Annotated in this window: 15 protein-coding genes; 13 read left to right on the top strand and 2 right to left on the bottom strand. The window is 71.8% G+C overall.

The window, feature by feature from the left end; all coding sequences use genetic code 11:
- Positions 1-85 precede the first annotated feature (85 nt).
- The 3 genes from BJY18_RS06795 (at position 86) to BJY18_RS06785 (ending at position 3,996) form a co-directional block, all read left to right on the top strand.
- Entirely contained in the window at positions 86-904 is an 819-nt protein-coding gene (locus tag BJY18_RS06795) for an IclR family transcriptional regulator (protein WP_184778649.1), read from the top strand.
- A gap of 90 nt (positions 905-994) precedes the next feature.
- On the top strand, positions 995-3,223 hold the full coding sequence (locus BJY18_RS06790; RefSeq protein WP_221457600.1) for a CaiB/BaiF CoA-transferase family protein: 2,229 nt from the start codon (positions 995-997) through the stop codon (positions 3,221-3,223).
- Positions 3,220-3,996 carry an enoyl-CoA hydratase/isomerase family protein gene (locus tag BJY18_RS06785; RefSeq protein ID WP_184778647.1) on the top strand — a complete coding sequence of 259 codons (777 nt, stop codon included), beginning with the start codon at positions 3,220-3,222 and terminating at the stop codon, positions 3,994-3,996. Before BJY18_RS06790 ends, BJY18_RS06785 begins: the two co-directional genes overlap by 4 nt.
- A 10-nt stretch (positions 3,997-4,006) precedes the next feature.
- On the opposite strand, the gene BJY18_RS06780 is transcribed toward BJY18_RS06785, so the two are convergent.
- Together BJY18_RS06780 and BJY18_RS06775 are read right to left on the bottom strand one after the other, a co-directional pair.
- Positions 4,007-4,348, bottom strand: coding sequence for a ferredoxin family protein (locus BJY18_RS06780; RefSeq protein ID WP_184778645.1), 342 nt, complete (start codon positions 4,346-4,348; stop codon positions 4,007-4,009).
- Between the two features lie 11 nt (positions 4,349-4,359).
- Positions 4,360-5,334 (bottom strand): NAD(P)/FAD-dependent oxidoreductase, encoded by a 975-nt coding sequence (locus tag BJY18_RS06775; RefSeq protein ID WP_184778643.1) that lies wholly within the window; start codon positions 5,332-5,334, stop codon positions 4,360-4,362.
- Positions 5,335-5,540: 206 nt separating this feature from the next.
- Here BJY18_RS06775 and BJY18_RS06770 point away from each other — a divergent pair, with 206 nt between their 5' ends.
- The 10 genes from BJY18_RS06770 to BJY18_RS06725 all read left to right on the top strand — a co-directional run bounded on the left by BJY18_RS06770 (position 5,541) and on the right by BJY18_RS06725 (position 16,887).
- The gene (locus BJY18_RS06770) at positions 5,541-6,782 is read left to right on the top strand and encodes a Rieske 2Fe-2S domain-containing protein (protein WP_184778642.1); all 1,242 of its coding nucleotides are present in this window, start codon (positions 5,541-5,543) and stop codon (positions 6,780-6,782) included.
- Positions 6,783-6,792: 10 nt separating this feature from the next.
- Positions 6,793-7,737 (top strand): DODA-type extradiol aromatic ring-opening family dioxygenase, encoded by a 945-nt coding sequence (locus BJY18_RS06765; protein WP_184778641.1) that lies wholly within the window; start codon positions 6,793-6,795, stop codon positions 7,735-7,737.
- Entirely contained in the window at positions 7,734-9,017 is a 1,284-nt protein-coding gene (locus tag BJY18_RS06760; RefSeq protein WP_184778640.1) for a M20 family metallopeptidase, read from the top strand. The genes BJY18_RS06765 and BJY18_RS06760 overlap by 4 nt, the downstream gene beginning before the upstream one ends.
- The gene (locus BJY18_RS06755) at positions 9,014-9,862 is read left to right on the top strand and encodes an alpha/beta fold hydrolase (RefSeq protein ID WP_184778639.1); all 849 of its coding nucleotides are present in this window, start codon (positions 9,014-9,016) and stop codon (positions 9,860-9,862) included. The genes BJY18_RS06760 and BJY18_RS06755 overlap by 4 nt, the downstream gene beginning before the upstream one ends.
- 143 nt (positions 9,863-10,005) lie before the next feature.
- Positions 10,006-10,860, top strand: a complete 855-nt coding sequence (locus tag BJY18_RS06750) for an alpha/beta fold hydrolase (protein ID WP_184778638.1) — start codon at positions 10,006-10,008, stop codon at positions 10,858-10,860.
- Positions 10,860-11,807 carry a quinone oxidoreductase family protein gene (locus BJY18_RS06745; protein ID WP_184778637.1) on the top strand — a complete coding sequence of 316 codons (948 nt, stop codon included), beginning with the start codon at positions 10,860-10,862 and terminating at the stop codon, positions 11,805-11,807. The genes BJY18_RS06750 and BJY18_RS06745 overlap by 1 nt, the downstream gene beginning before the upstream one ends.
- Positions 11,804-12,577: an IclR family transcriptional regulator gene (locus BJY18_RS06740; RefSeq protein WP_184778636.1), complete on the top strand. Its 774-nt coding sequence runs from the start codon at positions 11,804-11,806 to the stop codon at positions 12,575-12,577. The genes BJY18_RS06745 and BJY18_RS06740 overlap by 4 nt, the downstream gene beginning before the upstream one ends.
- 90 nt (positions 12,578-12,667) lie before the next feature.
- Entirely contained in the window at positions 12,668-14,623 is a 1,956-nt protein-coding gene (locus tag BJY18_RS06735; RefSeq protein ID WP_221457598.1) for an FAD-dependent oxidoreductase, read from the top strand.
- Between the two features lie 46 nt (positions 14,624-14,669).
- Complete coding sequence (locus BJY18_RS06730; protein ID WP_184778634.1) at positions 14,670-16,091, top strand: purine-cytosine permease family protein; 1,422 nt, start codon at positions 14,670-14,672, stop codon at positions 16,089-16,091.
- The gene (locus BJY18_RS06725) at positions 16,084-16,887 is read left to right on the top strand and encodes an alpha/beta fold hydrolase (protein WP_184778632.1); all 804 of its coding nucleotides are present in this window, start codon (positions 16,084-16,086) and stop codon (positions 16,885-16,887) included. The genes BJY18_RS06730 and BJY18_RS06725 overlap by 8 nt, the downstream gene beginning before the upstream one ends.
- Positions 16,888-16,890: the final 3 nt, after the last annotated feature.

The following is a 16,890-nucleotide window of genomic DNA, read 5'->3' as shown; positions in this document are numbered from 1 at the left end:
CACCGGAAACTTCACGCTGGTGGACTGGTCGAAGCGGGAACGGTGAGACCAGGACGGGCGGGGCAGAGGGTGAAGGAGGCGGCTCGTGACTTCCGGCGTGTTCGTGGAATCGTCCCCGGTGGGCGACCAGGAGGGTGTTCCGTGCCCGAACTCGGTGCTGGGCAAGGCGCAGCTGTTGCTCGGTGCCTTCCAGTCCGGGGCGTACCGGCTGCGGCTGTCCGAGCTGAGCCGTCGCTCCGGGGTGCCGAAGGCCTCGGCCTACCGGCTGGCCCAAGAGCTGGTCCAGTGGGGCCTGCTGGACCGCAGCGGCGACGCCTACCAGCTCGGCCTGCGGATCTTCGAGCTGGGCCAGCGGGTGCCGGTCTCGGCGGTCCTGCGCTCGGTGGCGCGGCCGCTGCTGGCCGATCTGTTCGCCGCGACCAGGGCGACCATCCATCTCGCCGTCCTTGACGGCACGCACGTGATGTACCTGGAAAAGCTCGGCGGCAAGGCGAGCGTGCACACCCACTCCCAGGTCGGTGGGCGGCTGCCCGCGGCCTGCACTGCCACCGGCAAGGCACTGCTGGCGCACGCCCCGGAGGTCGAGGACCTGCTGACCGAGCTGACACGGACCGGGCTGACCAGGCTGACCTCGCGCACGGTCGGCTCGGTCGAGCAGCTGCGGGCGCAGCTGGACGAGGTGCGTGCGCGAGGTTTCGCCCTGGAACAGGAGGAGACCGCACCCGGGCTCGCCAGCGTCGCGGTCCCGCTGGCCGGTGCGGACGAAACGGTGTACGGCTCGGTGTCGGCGACGGCGCCGGTGGCCTGGACCGATCCCCGTCGCGTGGTGCCCGTCCTGCTGGCCACGTCGGCCACCATCGTGCGGGCTCTCGAACAGCGGCTGCTGGTGGCCTCCGACGGCTGAGGCACCGGGTCCGGTCACCGGACCGCGCCGGCCGCGCCGGGACGGGGCGCGCCCTACGGTCGGGAGATCGCCGACGGACCGGGAGAAGCCGTGCCTGACCAGAGTGTCCCGTTGCGGGTGCTGGACCTGACCGACGAACTCGCCTACCAGGGGGCCCGGTTGCTGGTCGGGCTCGGCGCCGACGTGGTGCGCGTGGCGAAGCCCGAGGACCGGGGCCCGGCCGATGCGCTGCACTGGCACGCGGGGAAACGGCTCGTGCGCGCCGATCCGGACGAGCTGGCGCCCAGTGCGGACATCGTGCTGGAAAGCGGGCCGGTGCACCGGCTTCGCGGCGTCCGGGAGGACGGGTCCTCGCGGTGGCCGGACGCCGTGCACGTGGTCGTCACGCCGTTCGGCCTGACCGGGCCGAGACGGCACTGGACCGGTGACGACCTCGTGCTCGCCTCGGCCGGCGGGATGACGTGGCTCGGGGGAATGCCCGCCGGGCAGCCGAAACCGCCGCCCCGGGAGCAGGCCGTGCAGCTCGCCGGCGCGCACGCGGCCCTCGGCGCGCTGCTCGGCGTGCACTCCGGAACCGGGCAGCTGGTGGACATCTCCGTGCAGGAGGCGGTGGCCGCGACGCTGGAGACCGGCGCCATCGCCTGGGTCCACGGCGGGCACCATCCGATGCGCAACGGCGGTGTCTACGAACACGTGGCGCACCGGATCTTCACCGCGTCGGACGGGTACGTGGCCGGCGGCTACTCGGGCAGCGATCGCATGTGGACAGACCTGCTCGCGTGGCTGGCCGAGGAGGGCGAAGCCGGCGATCTCACCGGCGAACGGTGGTCCGACGCGGTGACGCGATGGCGGGACCGGCCGCACGTGGACGAGATCGTGCAGCGGTTCGTGGGCAGGCGCACCGCGCGGGAGGTCGCCGAGCAGGGCAGGGCCCGCGCGCTGCCGTGGGCGGAAGTCGTGGAGCCGGCACAGCTTCCGGACAATCCTCAGTTGCGTGCCCGCGACTTCTTCCTGCGGGTCGGCGAGGCGCGGGACGTCGGATTTCCCTGGCGGACACCGGAGTCGCTGGAGCCGTTGGCGGAAGCGGGGTCCTGGCGGACGCCGGCCCGCAGGCCGCGTCGCGGGACCGCGCCGGGCGGTGCGTTGTCGGGAGTCCGGGTCCTCGACCTGACGTGGGTGCTCGCCGGGCCGTACGTGACGAAGACACTGGGCGAACACGGCGCGGACATCATCAAGATCGAGTCGAGGCACCGCCAGGATCCCACCCGGTTCGCCCCGTCGATGCGGCTGCGCCCGGGCGCCGGACCCGACGACGCCGGGTACTTCCTGAACTTCAACCGGAACAAGCGCAGCGTGGCGCTCAACCTCCGGACCGAGCAGGGCCGGGAGCTGGTGCGGGCACTCGTGCCGCACTGCGACGTCGTGGTCGAGAACTTCAGCCCGGGAGTGCTCGCGAGATGGGGCATGGACTACGACTCGCTCACGGCACTCAACCCCGGGGTGATCCTGGTGTCGATGGCCGGTGCAGGGCAGACCGGTCCGTGGCGGGACGCGGTCACCTTCGCCGACACGCTCGCGGCAATGTCCGGGCTGTCCGGGGAAACCCGGGACCCCGGCGGGCCGCCGCAGGGGCTGACGTTCGGGCTCGGCGACATGGTCGCGGCGAACGCGGCCGTGCTGGCCACGCTGGAGCTGCTGCTGGGCGAGGAGGGCGGACACGTCGACCTGTCGCAGTTGGAGGCGATGGCCGCGACCATGGGCCCGGCTCTGCTGGAGGCCCAGCTCGGTGCGCCCGGGGACGGGCGGAAGGCGGGGTACCCGAACCGGAGCGCGTGGGCGGTTCCGCACGGGGTGTACCCGGCCGCGGGGCCGGACCGCTGGGTGGCGATCGCCGCACTGGACGAAGGCCAGTGGCAGGCGTTGCGGGACCTCGCGAACCTGCCCGATCCCGTCGACCGCCGCACGCACGAGGACGAGATCGACGAGGCGCTGGGCGCGTGGACCCGTGACCAGCGGGCCGAAGACCTGGCCCGGCGCCTGCAGGACGCGGGGGTGGCCGCGGCGGTGGTCGCGACCGGAGAGGACCTGGTCGACCGCGACGAGCACCTGGCCGCGCGTGGGTTCTACCCGGTGCTGGAGCATCCGCTGGCCGGGCCGGTCAAGCACGAAGGGATCGTCGCGCGGCTCTCGCGCACGCCCGGCGCGCTCACCGCCGCGGCGCCGCTGCTGGGTGAGCACACCGCCGAGGTACTCGGCGAACTGGTGGGGCTGGACGAGGAACGCCTCGTCCGGCTGAAGGCCGAAGGGGTCACGGAATGAACAGAGCTCCGGTGCTGGCTGTGACGATCGAGGACGCGGTGGCGACGGTCCGGATCGACCGGCCGCCGGCGAACGCGGTCGACCCGGCGATGATCGAGGAGTTCCTGAGCGTGCTGGCGCCGCTGGTCCGGGATCCCGGAGTGCGGTGCGTGGTGATCACCGGTACCGGCCGGTTCTTCGTCGCGGGTGCCGACATCGCCGTGATGCGCGACCTCTCCGACCGGAACCAGGCGAAGATGCGGCGCTGGATCGAGGTGCAGCGGATGCTGGAGCTCGCGCCGAAGCCGGTGGTGGCCGCGATGAACGGGCACGCGCTGGGTGGCGGAGCGGAACTGTCGCTGGCCTGCGATCTGCGCATCCTCGCCGACGACGCGAGCTTCGGTTTCCCCGAGATGGCGCTGGGCCTGTTTCCCGGCGCGGGCGGCAGCCAGCGGCTGCCGCGTCTGGTCGGCCCGCACCTGGCGAAGCGCCTGATGATCGACGGCGCGCGGTTGTCCGCTCCGCGAGCGCTGGAACTGGGACTCGTGGACGAGGTGGTGCCGCGGGTGGAATTCGCGGACGTGGTGGGGCGGAAAGCTCGTGCGCTCGCTGCCGGCCCCACGTCCGCGGTCGCACTGCTGAAGCGCGTGGTGGACGAGGGCTACGGGCTGCCGATCGAGGAAGCCCTGGCACAGGAGGAAAAGGGCGTCCGGGAGCTGATGCGCAGCGCAGACGCCGCCGAAGGGCTGCAGTCCTTCCTGGACAAACGGTCCCCGCGGTTCACCGGACGCTGAGCCCTCCTTTTCACGGCTGGTACCCGGTCACGAATCCGGTGTCCGTTCCGATCTCCCCGAGCACCCCCGCGCCGCCGGGATCGCCCAGCGGTGCCGCACGGCCGGGAAGTGCGTCGCTGAAGAACGCGATCGAGTCCCCGACGAACACGGTCCTGTCCTCGTCGCCGCGTGCGGTGCGGTCGGCGAAGATCGCGTCCACCGGGCATTCCGGCTCGCAGGCACCGCAGTCGATGCACTCGTTCGCGTTGATGTAGCTCTTGCGGGCGCCGACGTAGATGCAGTCGACCGGGCACACGTCGAGGCACGCGCGGTCGGTGACGTCGATGCAGTTCGCGCCGATCACGTAGGACATGGGGGCCTCCTTCAGGCGGTTTCGGTGGAATGGCCGGGAAACAGGGAAAGTCCCGGATCGAGTTCGACGGCGGCGTTGTGCACCGCGGTGGCGACCTCGCCGAAGCCCACGGACATCAGCCGTACCTTGCCCTCGTACTCGGTGAGATCGCCGGCCGCGTAGACGCGGCCGAGGCCGGTGCGCATGCGGGTGTCGACCACCACCGACCGGCGGTGCAAGGTCAGGCCCCACGTGGCCAGCGGACCGAGATTGCTCACGAAGCCCAGCGCGGCCACCACGCTGTCCACCTTGACGACCTCCAGGCCGCCCTCGGTGCGGATGTCGGCTTCACGCACGGTTTCCCCGCCACGCAGGGCTTCGACCTCGGTGTTGGTGAGGATCCGGGCGCCGGAGCGTTCGACGGCGGTGACGCCGGCCGCGTGCGCGCGGAACCGGGCTCGCCGGTGCACCAGCGTGACCGACCTGGCCAGCGGCTGCAGTGCCAGCGCCCAGTCGACCGCGCTGTCCCCACCGCCGACCACCAGCACGTCGTGGTCGGCGTGCACCGTGGGATCGGGCACGAAGTAGCTCAGCCCGCGACCGAGGAACTCCTCACCCGCGGGCAGCGGCCGCGGGGTGAACGTCCCGATCCCCGCGGTGAGCACCACGGCCCCGGCGTCGATGATCCGTCCGCTCGCGAGCTCGACCTGTGGCCGGTCGCCGGTGTGGGACAGGGTGAGGGCCTGCTCGCCGAGCAGGTACTCCGGGCCGAACTGGTCCGCCTGCGCGAGCAGCCGGTCGACGAACTCCCGTCCGCGCAGCCCGGGAATCCCCGCCACGTCCCGGATTTCCTTCTCCGGGTACAGCGCGTTGACCTGTCCGCCGGGCTGCGGCAGAGCGTCGACGACGGTCACCCGCAAGCCGCGGAAACCCGCGCAGTAAGCCCCGTAGAGCCCGGCTGGGCCGGCGCCGACGATGAGGATGTCGGTGACAGAGACTGACGGCATGGCGGCTTCTCCCGGATCGTCGACTGTGGACAGTGGCCACGGTAGGGAAGCGGCGTCGCGCTGCCACGCGCTCCGGACCGGTGAACGGACCACCGCCCGCGGTGACGGACCGGGTCCGGTGAGCGGACCGCACGTGTTGGCCGGGCGTCGCCGCGGTGGTGCACTCGGGCCTCAGCCAGGCATTCGAGAAGGTGAAGGAGCGCCTCATGACTGCAGAGGTCGGGACGCCCGGGGGCAGCCAGACCGCCCGGCCGGGGCGCCGCCGGTCGCGGCTGGGCCGGCTGCCCGGCCGTCAGGACTGGTCGAGCTGGCCGCACTACCAGGCGGCCGCGGCGGGGTTCCGCGGGTACTGGTACCCGGTGGCCTACGGCTCCCACATCGGCGGCCGGCCGAAGCAGATCACCCTGCTCGGCGAGAAGATCGTGCTGATCAGGGACGGTGGCCGGCACGGCGCGGTGTACGCGCTCAAGGACCGCTGCCCGCACCGCGGTGTCCCGCTGTCGGAGGGAAACCAGCAGTTCCCCGGCACGATCTCGTGCCCCTACCACGGCTGGACCTTCGATCTGGCCAGCGGGGACCTGAAGGCCGCGATCACCGACGGGCCGGCCTCCCCGATCTGCGGGAAGGTCACCCAGCCGACCTACGAGGTCGCCGAGCGGCTCGGGCTGGTGTGGGTGTTCGTCGGCGACGGCGAGGACGCACCGCCGATCGACGAGCAGCTGCCGGAGGAGCTGGTCGCCAACACCGCCGTGCTCGGCTCGCGGATCCAGCCGCGCGTGGGCAACTGGCGTTTCGCGTGCGAGAACGGCTACGACGAGGGGCACGCGAAGTACCTGCACCGCACGTCGTTGTGGCGCATGTTCAAGGCGATGCCGGTGTGGAACGAGACGCGCATCGTGCAGCGCGGCCGGTGGATCTTCCGCGTCCAGGAGCAGCAGTACTGGGATGCCGACTTCCCCGGTCTCGGCCCGTGGAACAACCAGGCCTGGTACAAGCTCAAGCCCCCGGCGAAGGTCAGCAACATCGGCAACACCGGCGGGCACCGCGAGGTGGACCCGGTGATCGCCGCGCAGGAGTTCCCCGGTTTCGCGTCGGTGAGCATGCCGGGGGTGCTGCGCATCGTGTACCCGACGTTCATCCACTACGAGTTCTACGTCCCGGTGGACGCCGGCAACCACCTCTACGTCGGCGTGCTGGCCGAGTTCCGCACAGGCCGCAGGGTGCTGCCGTTCTACGCGAAGTACCTCGGCTTCATCCGCTGGTTGTTCCACGGCGAGTTCTCCGCACAGGACAAGTGGATGGTCGAGGTGACCGACGCACCACCGGAGCGGCTCTACCGCCCGGACGAATCGCTGCTGAAATGGCGCAAACTCGCCGAGGACGTCACCGAGGAACGCGTTGCACGCCTTGCCGGGCAAGGGATCGAGCCCATCGCGGCGAAGGACTGAGGAGAGCGGTATGTCGGACATCGTGGTCGGCGCTGGGGCCTCGCACTCCACGTTGATGAACACCCACTGGGACCAGGTCGTGCACACCGACCGGGCAGAGCGGTTCCGCGACGCGCTCGGACAGGCCCGCGACGCCGTCGCCGCGGCCCGGCCCGACGTCGCGATCATCATCGGGTCAAACCACTTCCGCGGGTTCTGGCTGGACATGATCCCGCCGTTCACCCTCGGCGTCGGCGAGGTGCTCGGGGCCGGCGAAGCGAAGACTCCGTCCGGCCCGCAGCGGACCGAACCGGAGTTCGCCCGCGCGCTGGCCGAGCACCTCATCGACCGGGGGACCGAGGTGGCGATCTCCGCGCGGCTGCAGATCGACCACGGGCAGACACACGCCATCCAGTACCTGCTCGCGGATCTGCCGATTCCGGTGGTGCCGCTGGTGATCAACGTGTTCGCCGCGCCACTGCCCCGGCTGGACCGGTGTGCCGAACTGGGCCGCAACGTGGCGGACGCGGTCCGCGCCCTCGGCGGTGACCGGCGGGTGGCCGTGCTCGCTTCCGGCGGCCTGTCACACCAGCTGCCCTGGCCGGCCGACTGGCGCGACCCGCGCGGCGACGACGAGGAGTTTCTGGTCGAAGCCTGGCTCAACGGGCGCGGTGACTGGCAGCGTTACGACAAACGGCGCCGGGAGATCATCACCGCGGCCCAGCCGGTGCTGTTCCCGGAGTTCGACGAACAGTTCCTCGCCGACCTGGAGAGCGGACAGCTGGCGCGCTACACCGAGTACTCCAGCGCGGAGCTGGAAAAGCTCGCCGGAAACGGCGGCCAGGAGCTGCGAACCTGGCTGACCATGGCCGCCGCACTGGGGTTTGCGCCGGGCCGCAGGCTCGCCTACTCGCCGATGCCGGAGTGGCTGACCGGCATGGGCGTCGGCCTGATCGAACCGGTGGGCGTGTCGTGAGCGTGCTCGACGCTGTGCTCGCCGAGATCACCGCGGAACGGCTGCGCGAAGCCGTGCACGCGGTGACCGCCATCCCGAGCCCGACCGGCCGGGAGGCACCGCTGGCGCGGTTGCTGGCCCAGCGCCTGGGCGCGGCGGGCTGGGCCGCGACCACCCAGCACCTCGACGAGCACCAGGCGAACGCGGCGGGCCGGCTGCGGGGCTCGGGCGGCGGCGAGGACCTCATGCTCTACGCGCCGATCGACACCTTCACCACCGGGGACCCGGACCTCGACGTCCCGTGGATCGGCCCGGAACTGCGGTCCGACATGCTGCCCGAGCCGCGTGACGAGGGTCCGTTCGTGTCCGGTCTCGGGGCGAGCAACCCCAAGGGGCACGCGGCATGCATCCTCGTGCTCGCCGAAGCCCTCGGCCGGGTCCGGCCGGAGCTGGACGGCGACCTCGTGGCCGCGTTCGGCGCGGGCGGGATGCCGGCCAACGCCGTCGAGGCGCCGGGCTTTCCCGCCCGCGCCAACACCGGCCAGGGCGTCGGCTGCTCCTTCCTGCTGGAACGCGGCTGGGTCACCGACCACGCCGTCATCGCCAAGCCCGGTGACTTCGTCGCCCACGAGGAGGTCGGGCTGTGCTGGTTCGAGGTCACCGTGCCCGGGATCCACACCTACGCGGGCAGCCGCCACCGCCTGCCCTACCGGAACCCGATCGTCACGGCCGCCGAGGTCGTCACCCGACTGGAGGGCTGGCTGGCCGGCTACCCCGAGCGGCACCGGACCGGCACCGCGCTGCCGCAGGGGATCATCGGCTCCATCGCGGGCGGATGGGAGCGGCTGCTCGCGGCCACCCCGGCGGCCTGCCGGATCCGGCTGGACATCCGCATCGCGGCAGGGATGGCGCCGTTGGAGCTGAAACGCGAGCTGACGGCGTTCACCACCCGGCTGTCCGCGGAGCTGGGCACCGACCTGGGTGTCGAGATGGTGCTGGCGATCCCGGGCACGCACACGCCGCCGGACGCACCGGTGGTGCGTGGTGCCATCGCCGCGTGGGAAGCGGCGAACGGCCGCAAGCACGAACCGGTGCCCGGCAACAGCGGCGCCACCGACGCGAACATCCTGCGGGCCCGCGGCATCCCCACCGCGCGGGTCGGCATGCCGAAGGTGCGCAGCGACGAGTTCGACGTCGACTTCTCCCGCGGCATGAACACCGTCGACATCGCCGCCATGCGGAGGCTGTGCGAAGTCCTCGCCCGCACCGCACTGAAGATCACCACGAAGGGACCGGCATGACGCCACCACCGGAGAGCCACTACGCCGACGGCGCGGGAGTCCGCTACCACTACCACGACCTCGGCAGCGGGCCCGACACCGTGTTCCTGCACGGCGGCGGTCCCGGGTGCACGGCGTGGAGCGATTTCGGCCCGGTCGCCCCGCTGTTCGCCGCGGATCGGCGCTGCCTGCTGGTGGACATCCACCAGTACGGCAAGTCGGAGAAGTCCCGGATCACCGGCCCGATGTGGGACCACCACGCGGACAAGACCGCCGGGCTGCTGGACACGCTGGGCGTGGACCGGGCCGATTTCGTGTGCAACTCCTGGGGCGGGACCATCGCGCTGAACTTCGCGGCGCACCACCCGGACCGGGTCCGCTCGCTCGTGATCACCGGGAGCATGCCGGTGTTCCACGGTCCGCTGGCGCCGCTGCCGGAGAACGGCCACCGCGGCCGTACCGCGCGAGACGTCTACTACGGCGGCGAAGGCCCGACCCGGGAGAAGATGCGCCGGCTGATCACCAGCCTCGAGTGGTACGACGCCGACGCGCTTCCCGAGGAGACGCTCGACCTGCGGTACCGGCAGAGCCTCGACGAAGGCGAGCGTGAGCTGGCCGCGATGTCCGACTCGCCCCGCGGCGACTGGCAGGACCTGTCCGGCGTCCTCCCGCGGATCCAGGCGCCGGCGCTGTTCCTGTGGGGCATGTACGACGCGTTCCTGACGCCGGACTACCCGCTGATGCTGGCCCGGATGCTCCCTCGCGGCAGCCTGCACGTGATGGACCGGGCTTCGCACCATCCGCAGGAGGAGCGTCCCGGGGCTTACCACAGCGTGGTGAGCGGATTCCTCGATTCCGTGGGCTAGAAAGCCAGAGGCTGGGAGGCCGACCGTGAAGAAGATCATCGCCGTGCTGGCGGCCGTCGCGGCCGCCGCCGGGCTGCGGGTCCTCGCACGCCGCAGCAACACCCAGGTCCACCGGATCAACCAGCACTGAAAGGGAGTCCCCCGTGACCATCTGGACCGAACTGAGCCCGACCGCCTACCGGGTCGAGTACGTCGACGCCGGGGGCGTGCGCACCCGGACGCTGCGGGCAGGCGACCCGGACGCCGCGAGCGTCGTCTTCCTGCACGGCACCAGCGGCCACCTGGAAGCCTTCAGCCGCAACATCACCGCGCACGCCGCCTACGACCTGCACGCGATCGACATGCTCGGGCACGGGTACACCGGGAAACCGGCGCGGCCCTACGAGATCGCCGACTACGTCCGTCACCTGCTCGACTACTTCGACGCGACCGGAATCGGCGAGGCCCACATCGTCGGCGAGTCACTCGGCGGCTGGGTCGGCGCGCGCACCGCGATCGACCATCCGGACCGGGTGGCGAGCCTGCAGCTGCTGTGCGCGGGTGGCACGGTGGCCAACCCGGAGGTGATGGACCGGATCCGCACCAGCACCAAGGCCGCCGTCGCCACCGACGACGTCGAGCTGACGCGCAAACGGCTTCGCCTGCTGATGGCCTCGGAAGAGGACGCCACCGAGGAGCTGGTGCGAGTGCGCCACGCGATCTACCACGAGCCCGAGTTCGTGGCCAATGTGGACAACCTGCTTTCGTTGCAGGACATGGAACGCCGGCAACGGAACCTGCTGCGGCCCGAGGACCTTGCCCGGATCACCCAGCCCACGCTGATCGTGTGGGGACGGCAGAACCCGTTCGGCGAGGTGCCCGAGGCCGACCGGATGCACGAGCGGATCCCCGGTTCGCAGCTGGAGCTGTTCGAGGAGTGCGGGCACTGGCCGCAGCACGAGAAGGCCGGCCGGTACAACCCGATCAGCCTCGAATTCCTGCGCAAGGCGGCGGCTTGATGCGTGCCGCGCGATTCCACGGCTGGGGCACCGCGCCGGTCGTGGACGAGGTGCCCGAGCCGGCGCGTGCGGACGGTGAGGTCCTGGTGCAGGTGCGGGCCGCCGCGGTCGCGCACCTCGACGCGACGATCGCCGGCGGCACTTTCGGGCTGAAGCCGCCGCTGCCCTACGTCGGCGGGGTCGAGGGCGCGGGCGTCGTGCTGGAGGCCGGCGACCTGGCACCGGGCACGCAGGTGATGCTGCGTGGTGGCGGGCTGGGCGTGAAACGCGACGGGACCTGGACCGAGCGCGTTCGCGTGCCCCGCAAGGCCGTCCTCCCGCTCGATCCGGAGCTGCCTGCCGAGGTCGCGGCCACGTTCTTCGTCCCGGCCACCACCGGGTACGTCGCGGTGCACGACGTCGGACGCGTCGAGCCGGGTGACCACGTGATCGTGACCGGCGCGGCCGGTGCGGTCGGAGCGATGGCGGCGCAGCAGGCTCTCGCCGCCGGCGCGCGGGTGCTGGGCGCGGTGTCGCGAGAGGACGGTCTCTCGCGGATTCCCGCCGGAGTGGAAGGTTTCGCGCTGAGCGACACCGCCCGGCTGGCGGAGCTGGCGAAGCAGCGCCCGGCGGCGGTACTGATCGACACCGTCGGCGGACGGGATCTGGCGGCCCGCGCCAAGTGGGTGCGGCCCGGAGGGCGGGCCGTGCTCATCGGGTATGCGCACGGGCCGGCGGTCGAGATCGACCTCTCCTCGTGGCTGCTCGACGACGTGGCGTTCCTGCCGGTCAACATGATCCGGCAGGAACGGCGTGCGCGGGCAGTGGCCGGCGGGCTGCTGCGGCAGCTCGCCGCGGGTGAACTCCGGGTCGAGACCCAGACCTTCGAGCTCGACGGCATCGCGGACGCGCTGGCCGCCCTGCGTGCGGGTCGGGTGCGGGGGCGGGCGGTGGTGACCCCCCGGTGAGCAGCGCGCTGCCGGTGCCCGGGTCGCACGCGGGGGACGTGAACAGCGTGCTGGGCAAGGTGCAGCGCATCCTGGAGGCCTTCGGACCGGACGACGAGCACCTGAGCCTTTCGCAGCTGTCGCGGCGCTCCGGGGTGGCCAAGGCGTCGGTGCACCGCCTGGCGCAGGAGCTGCTGGGCTGGGGTGTGCTGGAACGGCGTGGCGCGCAGTACCGGCTCGGGATGCGGCTGTTCGAGATCGGCCAGCGCGTGCCCCGGCAGCGAATCCTCCGCGACGCCGCGCGGCCGTACATGGAGGACCTCCACCACGCGACCGGCGAAACGGTGCACCTCGCCGTGCTCGACGGGATCGAGCTGCTCTACCTGGAAAAGATCTCCGGGCACCACCAGGTGCGCAGGCCGTCCCGGATCGCGGGCCGGATGCCGTTGCACTGCACCGCGACCGGGAAGATCCTGCTCGCGTTCGGCACGCGCGCGCTGGTCGACGAAGTCGTCGCGCTGCCGCTGGAACGCCGGACACCGCGCACCGTGGCGACCCCGGGGCTGTTGCTGCAGGAGCTCGCCCGTGCGCGCGACCTCGGCTACGCGGCCGAGCACGAGCAGACACGCCTCGGCTACCTGAGTGTCGCGGTCCCGCTGCTGGGCTCGACCGGGGCCACGGCCGGGGCACTGGCGGTGACGGCTCCGCTGGTCCGCGGGGACGTGCCGAAGTTCGCGGGACTGCTCGGCATGGTCGCCCGGCGGATCACGACGACGCTGGCGAGTGAATGAGCGCAGGTTTCGCTCACCGGACCGACGCGTTGTCCCGGAGCTGCTTCCGGAGAACTGTCCACGGGCAGCCGGCCGCTGGAAGGGGACCACGTGAGCGAACCACAAGGCCCGGACACCACGAAGACTCTTTCGGCGGTGTGCGACGCGTTCCTGCCGTCACTGCCACCTCCGGACGCGGCGGGCGCCGCGCTCGCGCAGTTCTACCGCGACGGCGCGCTCGTCAGAGGAATTGAGCACACCGTGCGTGCCGGTCTCGCGGGGCTGACAGCGAACCTGCGGGACGCGGTCCGCGCTGTCCTCGAACACCTGACGGCACAGGGGTTCGCCGGCCTCGGTCTCGACGAGCGGGTGCGCGCCCTGGCCACCGCCGCCGAGCACAGCGCCGTGCTGCGGCTGGGTGTCCGGCAGCTGCGGGCGATGACGTTCGGCACTTTCGTCGGTGCGGTGGACGAGCAGGGCCGCAACCCGGTCTGGCCCGTCATCGGTTACCCCGGCCCGCCCGCGCTGGAGATCGCCCGGGCGCCGGGGCGGATCACGGTGACCGCGCTGGACGGTGAACTGGCCGCGGACGTGTGCGTGATCGGCTCGGGCGCCGGGGGTGCGGTGATCGCCGCACGGGCCGCCCAGGCAGGGCTTTCGGTGGTGATCGTGGAAGCCGGACCGCGCCGTGACGAAACCGATTTCGACCAGATCGACTCCCATGCCGGCGAGATGTTCCTCCGCGGCGGCGCCCTGTACTCCGACAGCGGCAGTGTCGGCGTGCTCGCCGGTTCGGTGCTCGGCGGCGGCACCCTCATCAACTCCATGGTCTGCCTCCGCACGCCGGCGGCGATCCGCGAGCAGTGGGCGGCCGAAGGCCTGTCCGGGCTCGACGGTCCGGAGTTCGACCAGTACACCGATCTGGTCTGGGAAGCCCTCGGTGTCACCACCGACGCCACCGTCCACAACGCGAACACCCGCGCCATGATCACCGGACTCGCCGCGCTCGGCTACGCCCACCATGCGTTGCCCCGCAACGCGAAACTCACCGATGAACCGGCGTACTGCGGCTTCTGCAACGCCGGATGCCGCAGCGGCAACAAGTCCTCGGTACTGCACACCTACCTGCAGAGCGCGGTGGACGCGGGCGCGCGGATCGTCACCGACTGCACGGTGGACCGGATCAGCACCCACGAAGGCCACGCGAGCGGAGTTCTTGCCACGCGGGGAGGCAAGCCGGTCCGCATCGCCGCGCGGACCGTCGTGGTCGCCGCCGGCGGGGTCGAGTCTCCCGCGGTGCTGCTGCGGTCCGGCATCGGTGGTCCTGCCGTGGGGAAGAACCTGCGGCTGCATCCCGCGTGGATCGTCACCGGCGTCTACGACCAGCCGGTCGAGGCGTGGAGCGGGCAGATCCAGTCCGCGGTCAGCTTCGACCTCGCCCACTGCGAGGACGGGACCGGATTCCTCGTCGAGAGCCTGACGCTCAACCCGCTGACCTGGGCGGGTCAGACCCCGTTCCGCGGCCCCGCCGAGCACCGGCGGACGCTGCGGGACCTGCCGTGCTTCGCGACCTGGCACGGCGTCGCGCACGACCACGGCAGCGGCGAGGTGTACCTCGACCGCGAGGGCCGGGCGGCGATCCGCTGGGACCTCGACGACGAGTACGACCTGCGCGTCGCCCGCCGCGCCCACACCGAACTCGCGCGCATGCACCGCGCCGCGGGCGCCCGCGAGATCTTCACCTTCCACTGGAACGACCACAGCTGGCGCCGCGGTGAGGACTTCGACGCCTACCTCGCCCGCCTCGCCCATGCGCCGGCCGCCGAGCACACCGCGTTCTCCGCGCACCAGATGGGGTCCTGCCGGCTCGGCGCCGATCCGTCGGCCTCGGTCGCGGACGGTCGCGGTCAGCTGCACGACATCGCCGGGGTGTGGATCGGCGATGCCTCCGCACTGCCCACCGCCCCCGGCGTCAATCCGATGATCACGGTCATGGCACTCGCCGAACGCACCGCCGCCGCGCTCGTCGCCTCGGTGCGCGCTCCCGCGCCGTCCGTGGGCGGGTGAGAACGCCGCCGTCTTCGCCCCCGCCTTCAGCCCCGGAGGAACTGCCTTGCTGGACCAGACGAAACCCGAAGCGCAGGCCGACGGCGTCCGCCACGCCATCGACGACAACTCGCTCACCCCGGTCCCCGCCCACGAACGCAAGTCCGGCTGGTACCTGTCCTGGCTGCCCGCGGGCGTGGCCACCTCGCTGCTGCAGCTGACCCTGGCGGGCACGATCACCGCGCTCGTCGGCTCGGCTGCGGGCCTGCTCGCCGGTGTCCTCGTGGCTGCGTTCGTGCTCGCGATCGGCTGGCTGTTCGGCAACATCGCGCGGGTCGAGGGCCTTTCCGGCACCGTGCTGCCCCGTTTCCACGGCCTCGGGGTGCGGGGCTCGGCGCTGTCGTCGCTGGCCTTCGCGATCATGATCATCGGCTTCTGTGCGAGCGAGAACGTGCTGCTCTACAACGGAACCCTGTTCGCGCTGGGCTGGGAGGACAGCATCGGCACGCGCCTGCTCGTCTACGGGGTGCTCACCGCGGCGTGGATCGTGCTGTCGATGTTCGGGATCAAGGTCGTCACCCGAACGTCCTCGGCGCTGGTGATCGTGTTCCTGCTCCTGCTGGCCTATATGGTGTTCCGCATCTACGACACCTCGCAGGTGACTCTCGGCGAGGCGTTCGCCAAGGCCGCGACCGTGACCGCGGGCTCGGGCACGTCGAGGTTCTTCGAGGTGATCGGCATCCTCGGCGGCCAGGGCGCGGCACTGATCCTGGTCAACGCCGACTACACCCGCTACGCGCGCAGCCGCGCGTCGGTGGGCGGGGTGAACCTGGTCGGGGTGATCATGCTCGACCTCGTCGGCATCGCGCTCGGCGTCCTCGTGCTCACCGGCGGCAGCAGCCTGGCCGGTGACTACCTGGTCGCGCACGGGCAGGCCAGTCCCGGGGGAGCGGCGGCCGCCGCGGCGGCGCTGGCGACCACGAACACCGGCGCCTACTTCGTGATCGTGTCCGGCGTGGTCGGCTTCGTGCTGATGTACGTCGCGCAGGCGAAGGTCCAGGTGCTCAACGTCTACTCCGGGTCGCTGGCGCTGGCGAACCTGTGGCACGTGCTGACCGGCCGCACCCCGAACCGGTTCGTGATGATCCTCGTCGCGAACGCGGTGTGCCTGCTGCTGATCGCCGCCGGGGTGTTCTCGCACCTGTCCGGGTTCATCAGCGTGCTCGGCATGATCATGATGGGCATCATCGCGACCGCGATCGCGGACTACTACGTCGTGGCCCGACGCGAGCGGCGAAGCCGTGACCTGGTCGAACCGGTGAACTGGGCCGGTGTCGTGACGGTGGCCACCGCCTCGCTGGTGTCGTACGTGCTCTCGGAGACCGGAGTGTTCCCGTTCGGCTTCCTGAGCGCCACTGTGCTCTGCCTCGTCCTGTATCCGCTCGCACGGACGTCTGTGCTCAAGCCGAAGACGGTGTCCCATGACTGACTGCGTCCGCAAGGCCTATGCCGACACCTCGCTGGGCCAGGTGCACTACGCGGAGGCGGGCAGCGGCCCGGTCCTGGTGCTGCTGCACCAGACCCCGCGTTCGCACGACGAGTTCCGCGAACTGCAGCCGCTGCTGGCGGCCGAACATCGCGTACTCGCCCTCGACATGCCCGGTTTCGGGCAGAGTGTCCGGTTACCCGCGCCGCAGACCATCGAGGCGTTCGCCGGTGGGGTGCTGGCCTTCCTCGACGCGCTGGGACTGGCGGAGGTGGCGGTGCTCGGCCACCACACCGGGGGAGCGGTCGGGATCGAGCTGGCCGCCCGGATCCCGGAACGCGTGCGGTCGTTGGTCCTGTCCTCCACCCCGTGGACGGGACCGGAGTACCGGGCCGCGCACGCCGGCCGGACCACCGTGGACGAGGTCGCACCCACCGAGGACGGGCAGCACCTGGTCGAAATGTGGGGCATTCGGCGCCCGTACTACCCACCCGGGCGCGCGGACCTGCGCGACCGCTTCCTGCACGACGCGCTCGCCCCCGGCGTCGACCCCGCCGAGGGGCACCGCGCCTGCGTGCGCTACCGGATGGAGGAGCGGATCGGGCTGGTCAGGGCGCCGGTCCTGCTGATCGGCGGCGAGGCGGACCCGTTCGCGCTGCCCGATCTGCCCCGGCTCGAACGGCGGCTGGTGCACGCGGGCCACCGCCGGGTGACGACGGTTGCCGGCGGCATGGTTCCGTTGATGGAGCAGTGCCCGGAGCAGGTCGCCGCCGCGGTGCTGCCCTTTCTGCGCGACTGAACG

This window comes from Amycolatopsis jiangsuensis (assembly GCF_014204865.1).
GTDB lineage: Bacteria > Actinomycetota > Actinomycetes > Mycobacteriales > Pseudonocardiaceae > Amycolatopsis > Amycolatopsis jiangsuensis.
The sequence above is the reverse complement of the archived record's forward strand: the minus strand, read 5'-3'. Positions and strand labels throughout refer to the sequence as shown.

Coding starts and splice junctions, on each gene's coding strand:
- BJY18_RS06785 (WP_184778647.1), top strand. CDS start 3,220: ATGAACAGAGCTCCGGTGCTGGCTGTGACGATCGAGGACGCGGTGGCG.
- BJY18_RS06780 (WP_184778645.1), bottom strand. CDS start 4,348: ATGTCCTACGTGATCGGCGCGAACTGCATCGACGTCACCGACCGCGCG.
- BJY18_RS06775 (WP_184778643.1), bottom strand. CDS start 5,334: ATGCCGTCAGTCTCTGTCACCGACATCCTCATCGTCGGCGCCGGCCCA.
- BJY18_RS06770 (WP_184778642.1), top strand. CDS start 5,541: ATGACTGCAGAGGTCGGGACGCCCGGGGGCAGCCAGACCGCCCGGCCG.
- BJY18_RS06765 (WP_184778641.1), top strand. CDS start 6,793: ATGTCGGACATCGTGGTCGGCGCTGGGGCCTCGCACTCCACGTTGATG.
- BJY18_RS06755 (WP_184778639.1), top strand. CDS start 9,014: ATGACGCCACCACCGGAGAGCCACTACGCCGACGGCGCGGGAGTCCGC.
- BJY18_RS06745 (WP_184778637.1), top strand. CDS start 10,860: ATGCGTGCCGCGCGATTCCACGGCTGGGGCACCGCGCCGGTCGTGGAC.
- BJY18_RS06725 (WP_184778632.1), top strand. CDS start 16,084: ATGACTGACTGCGTCCGCAAGGCCTATGCCGACACCTCGCTGGGCCAG.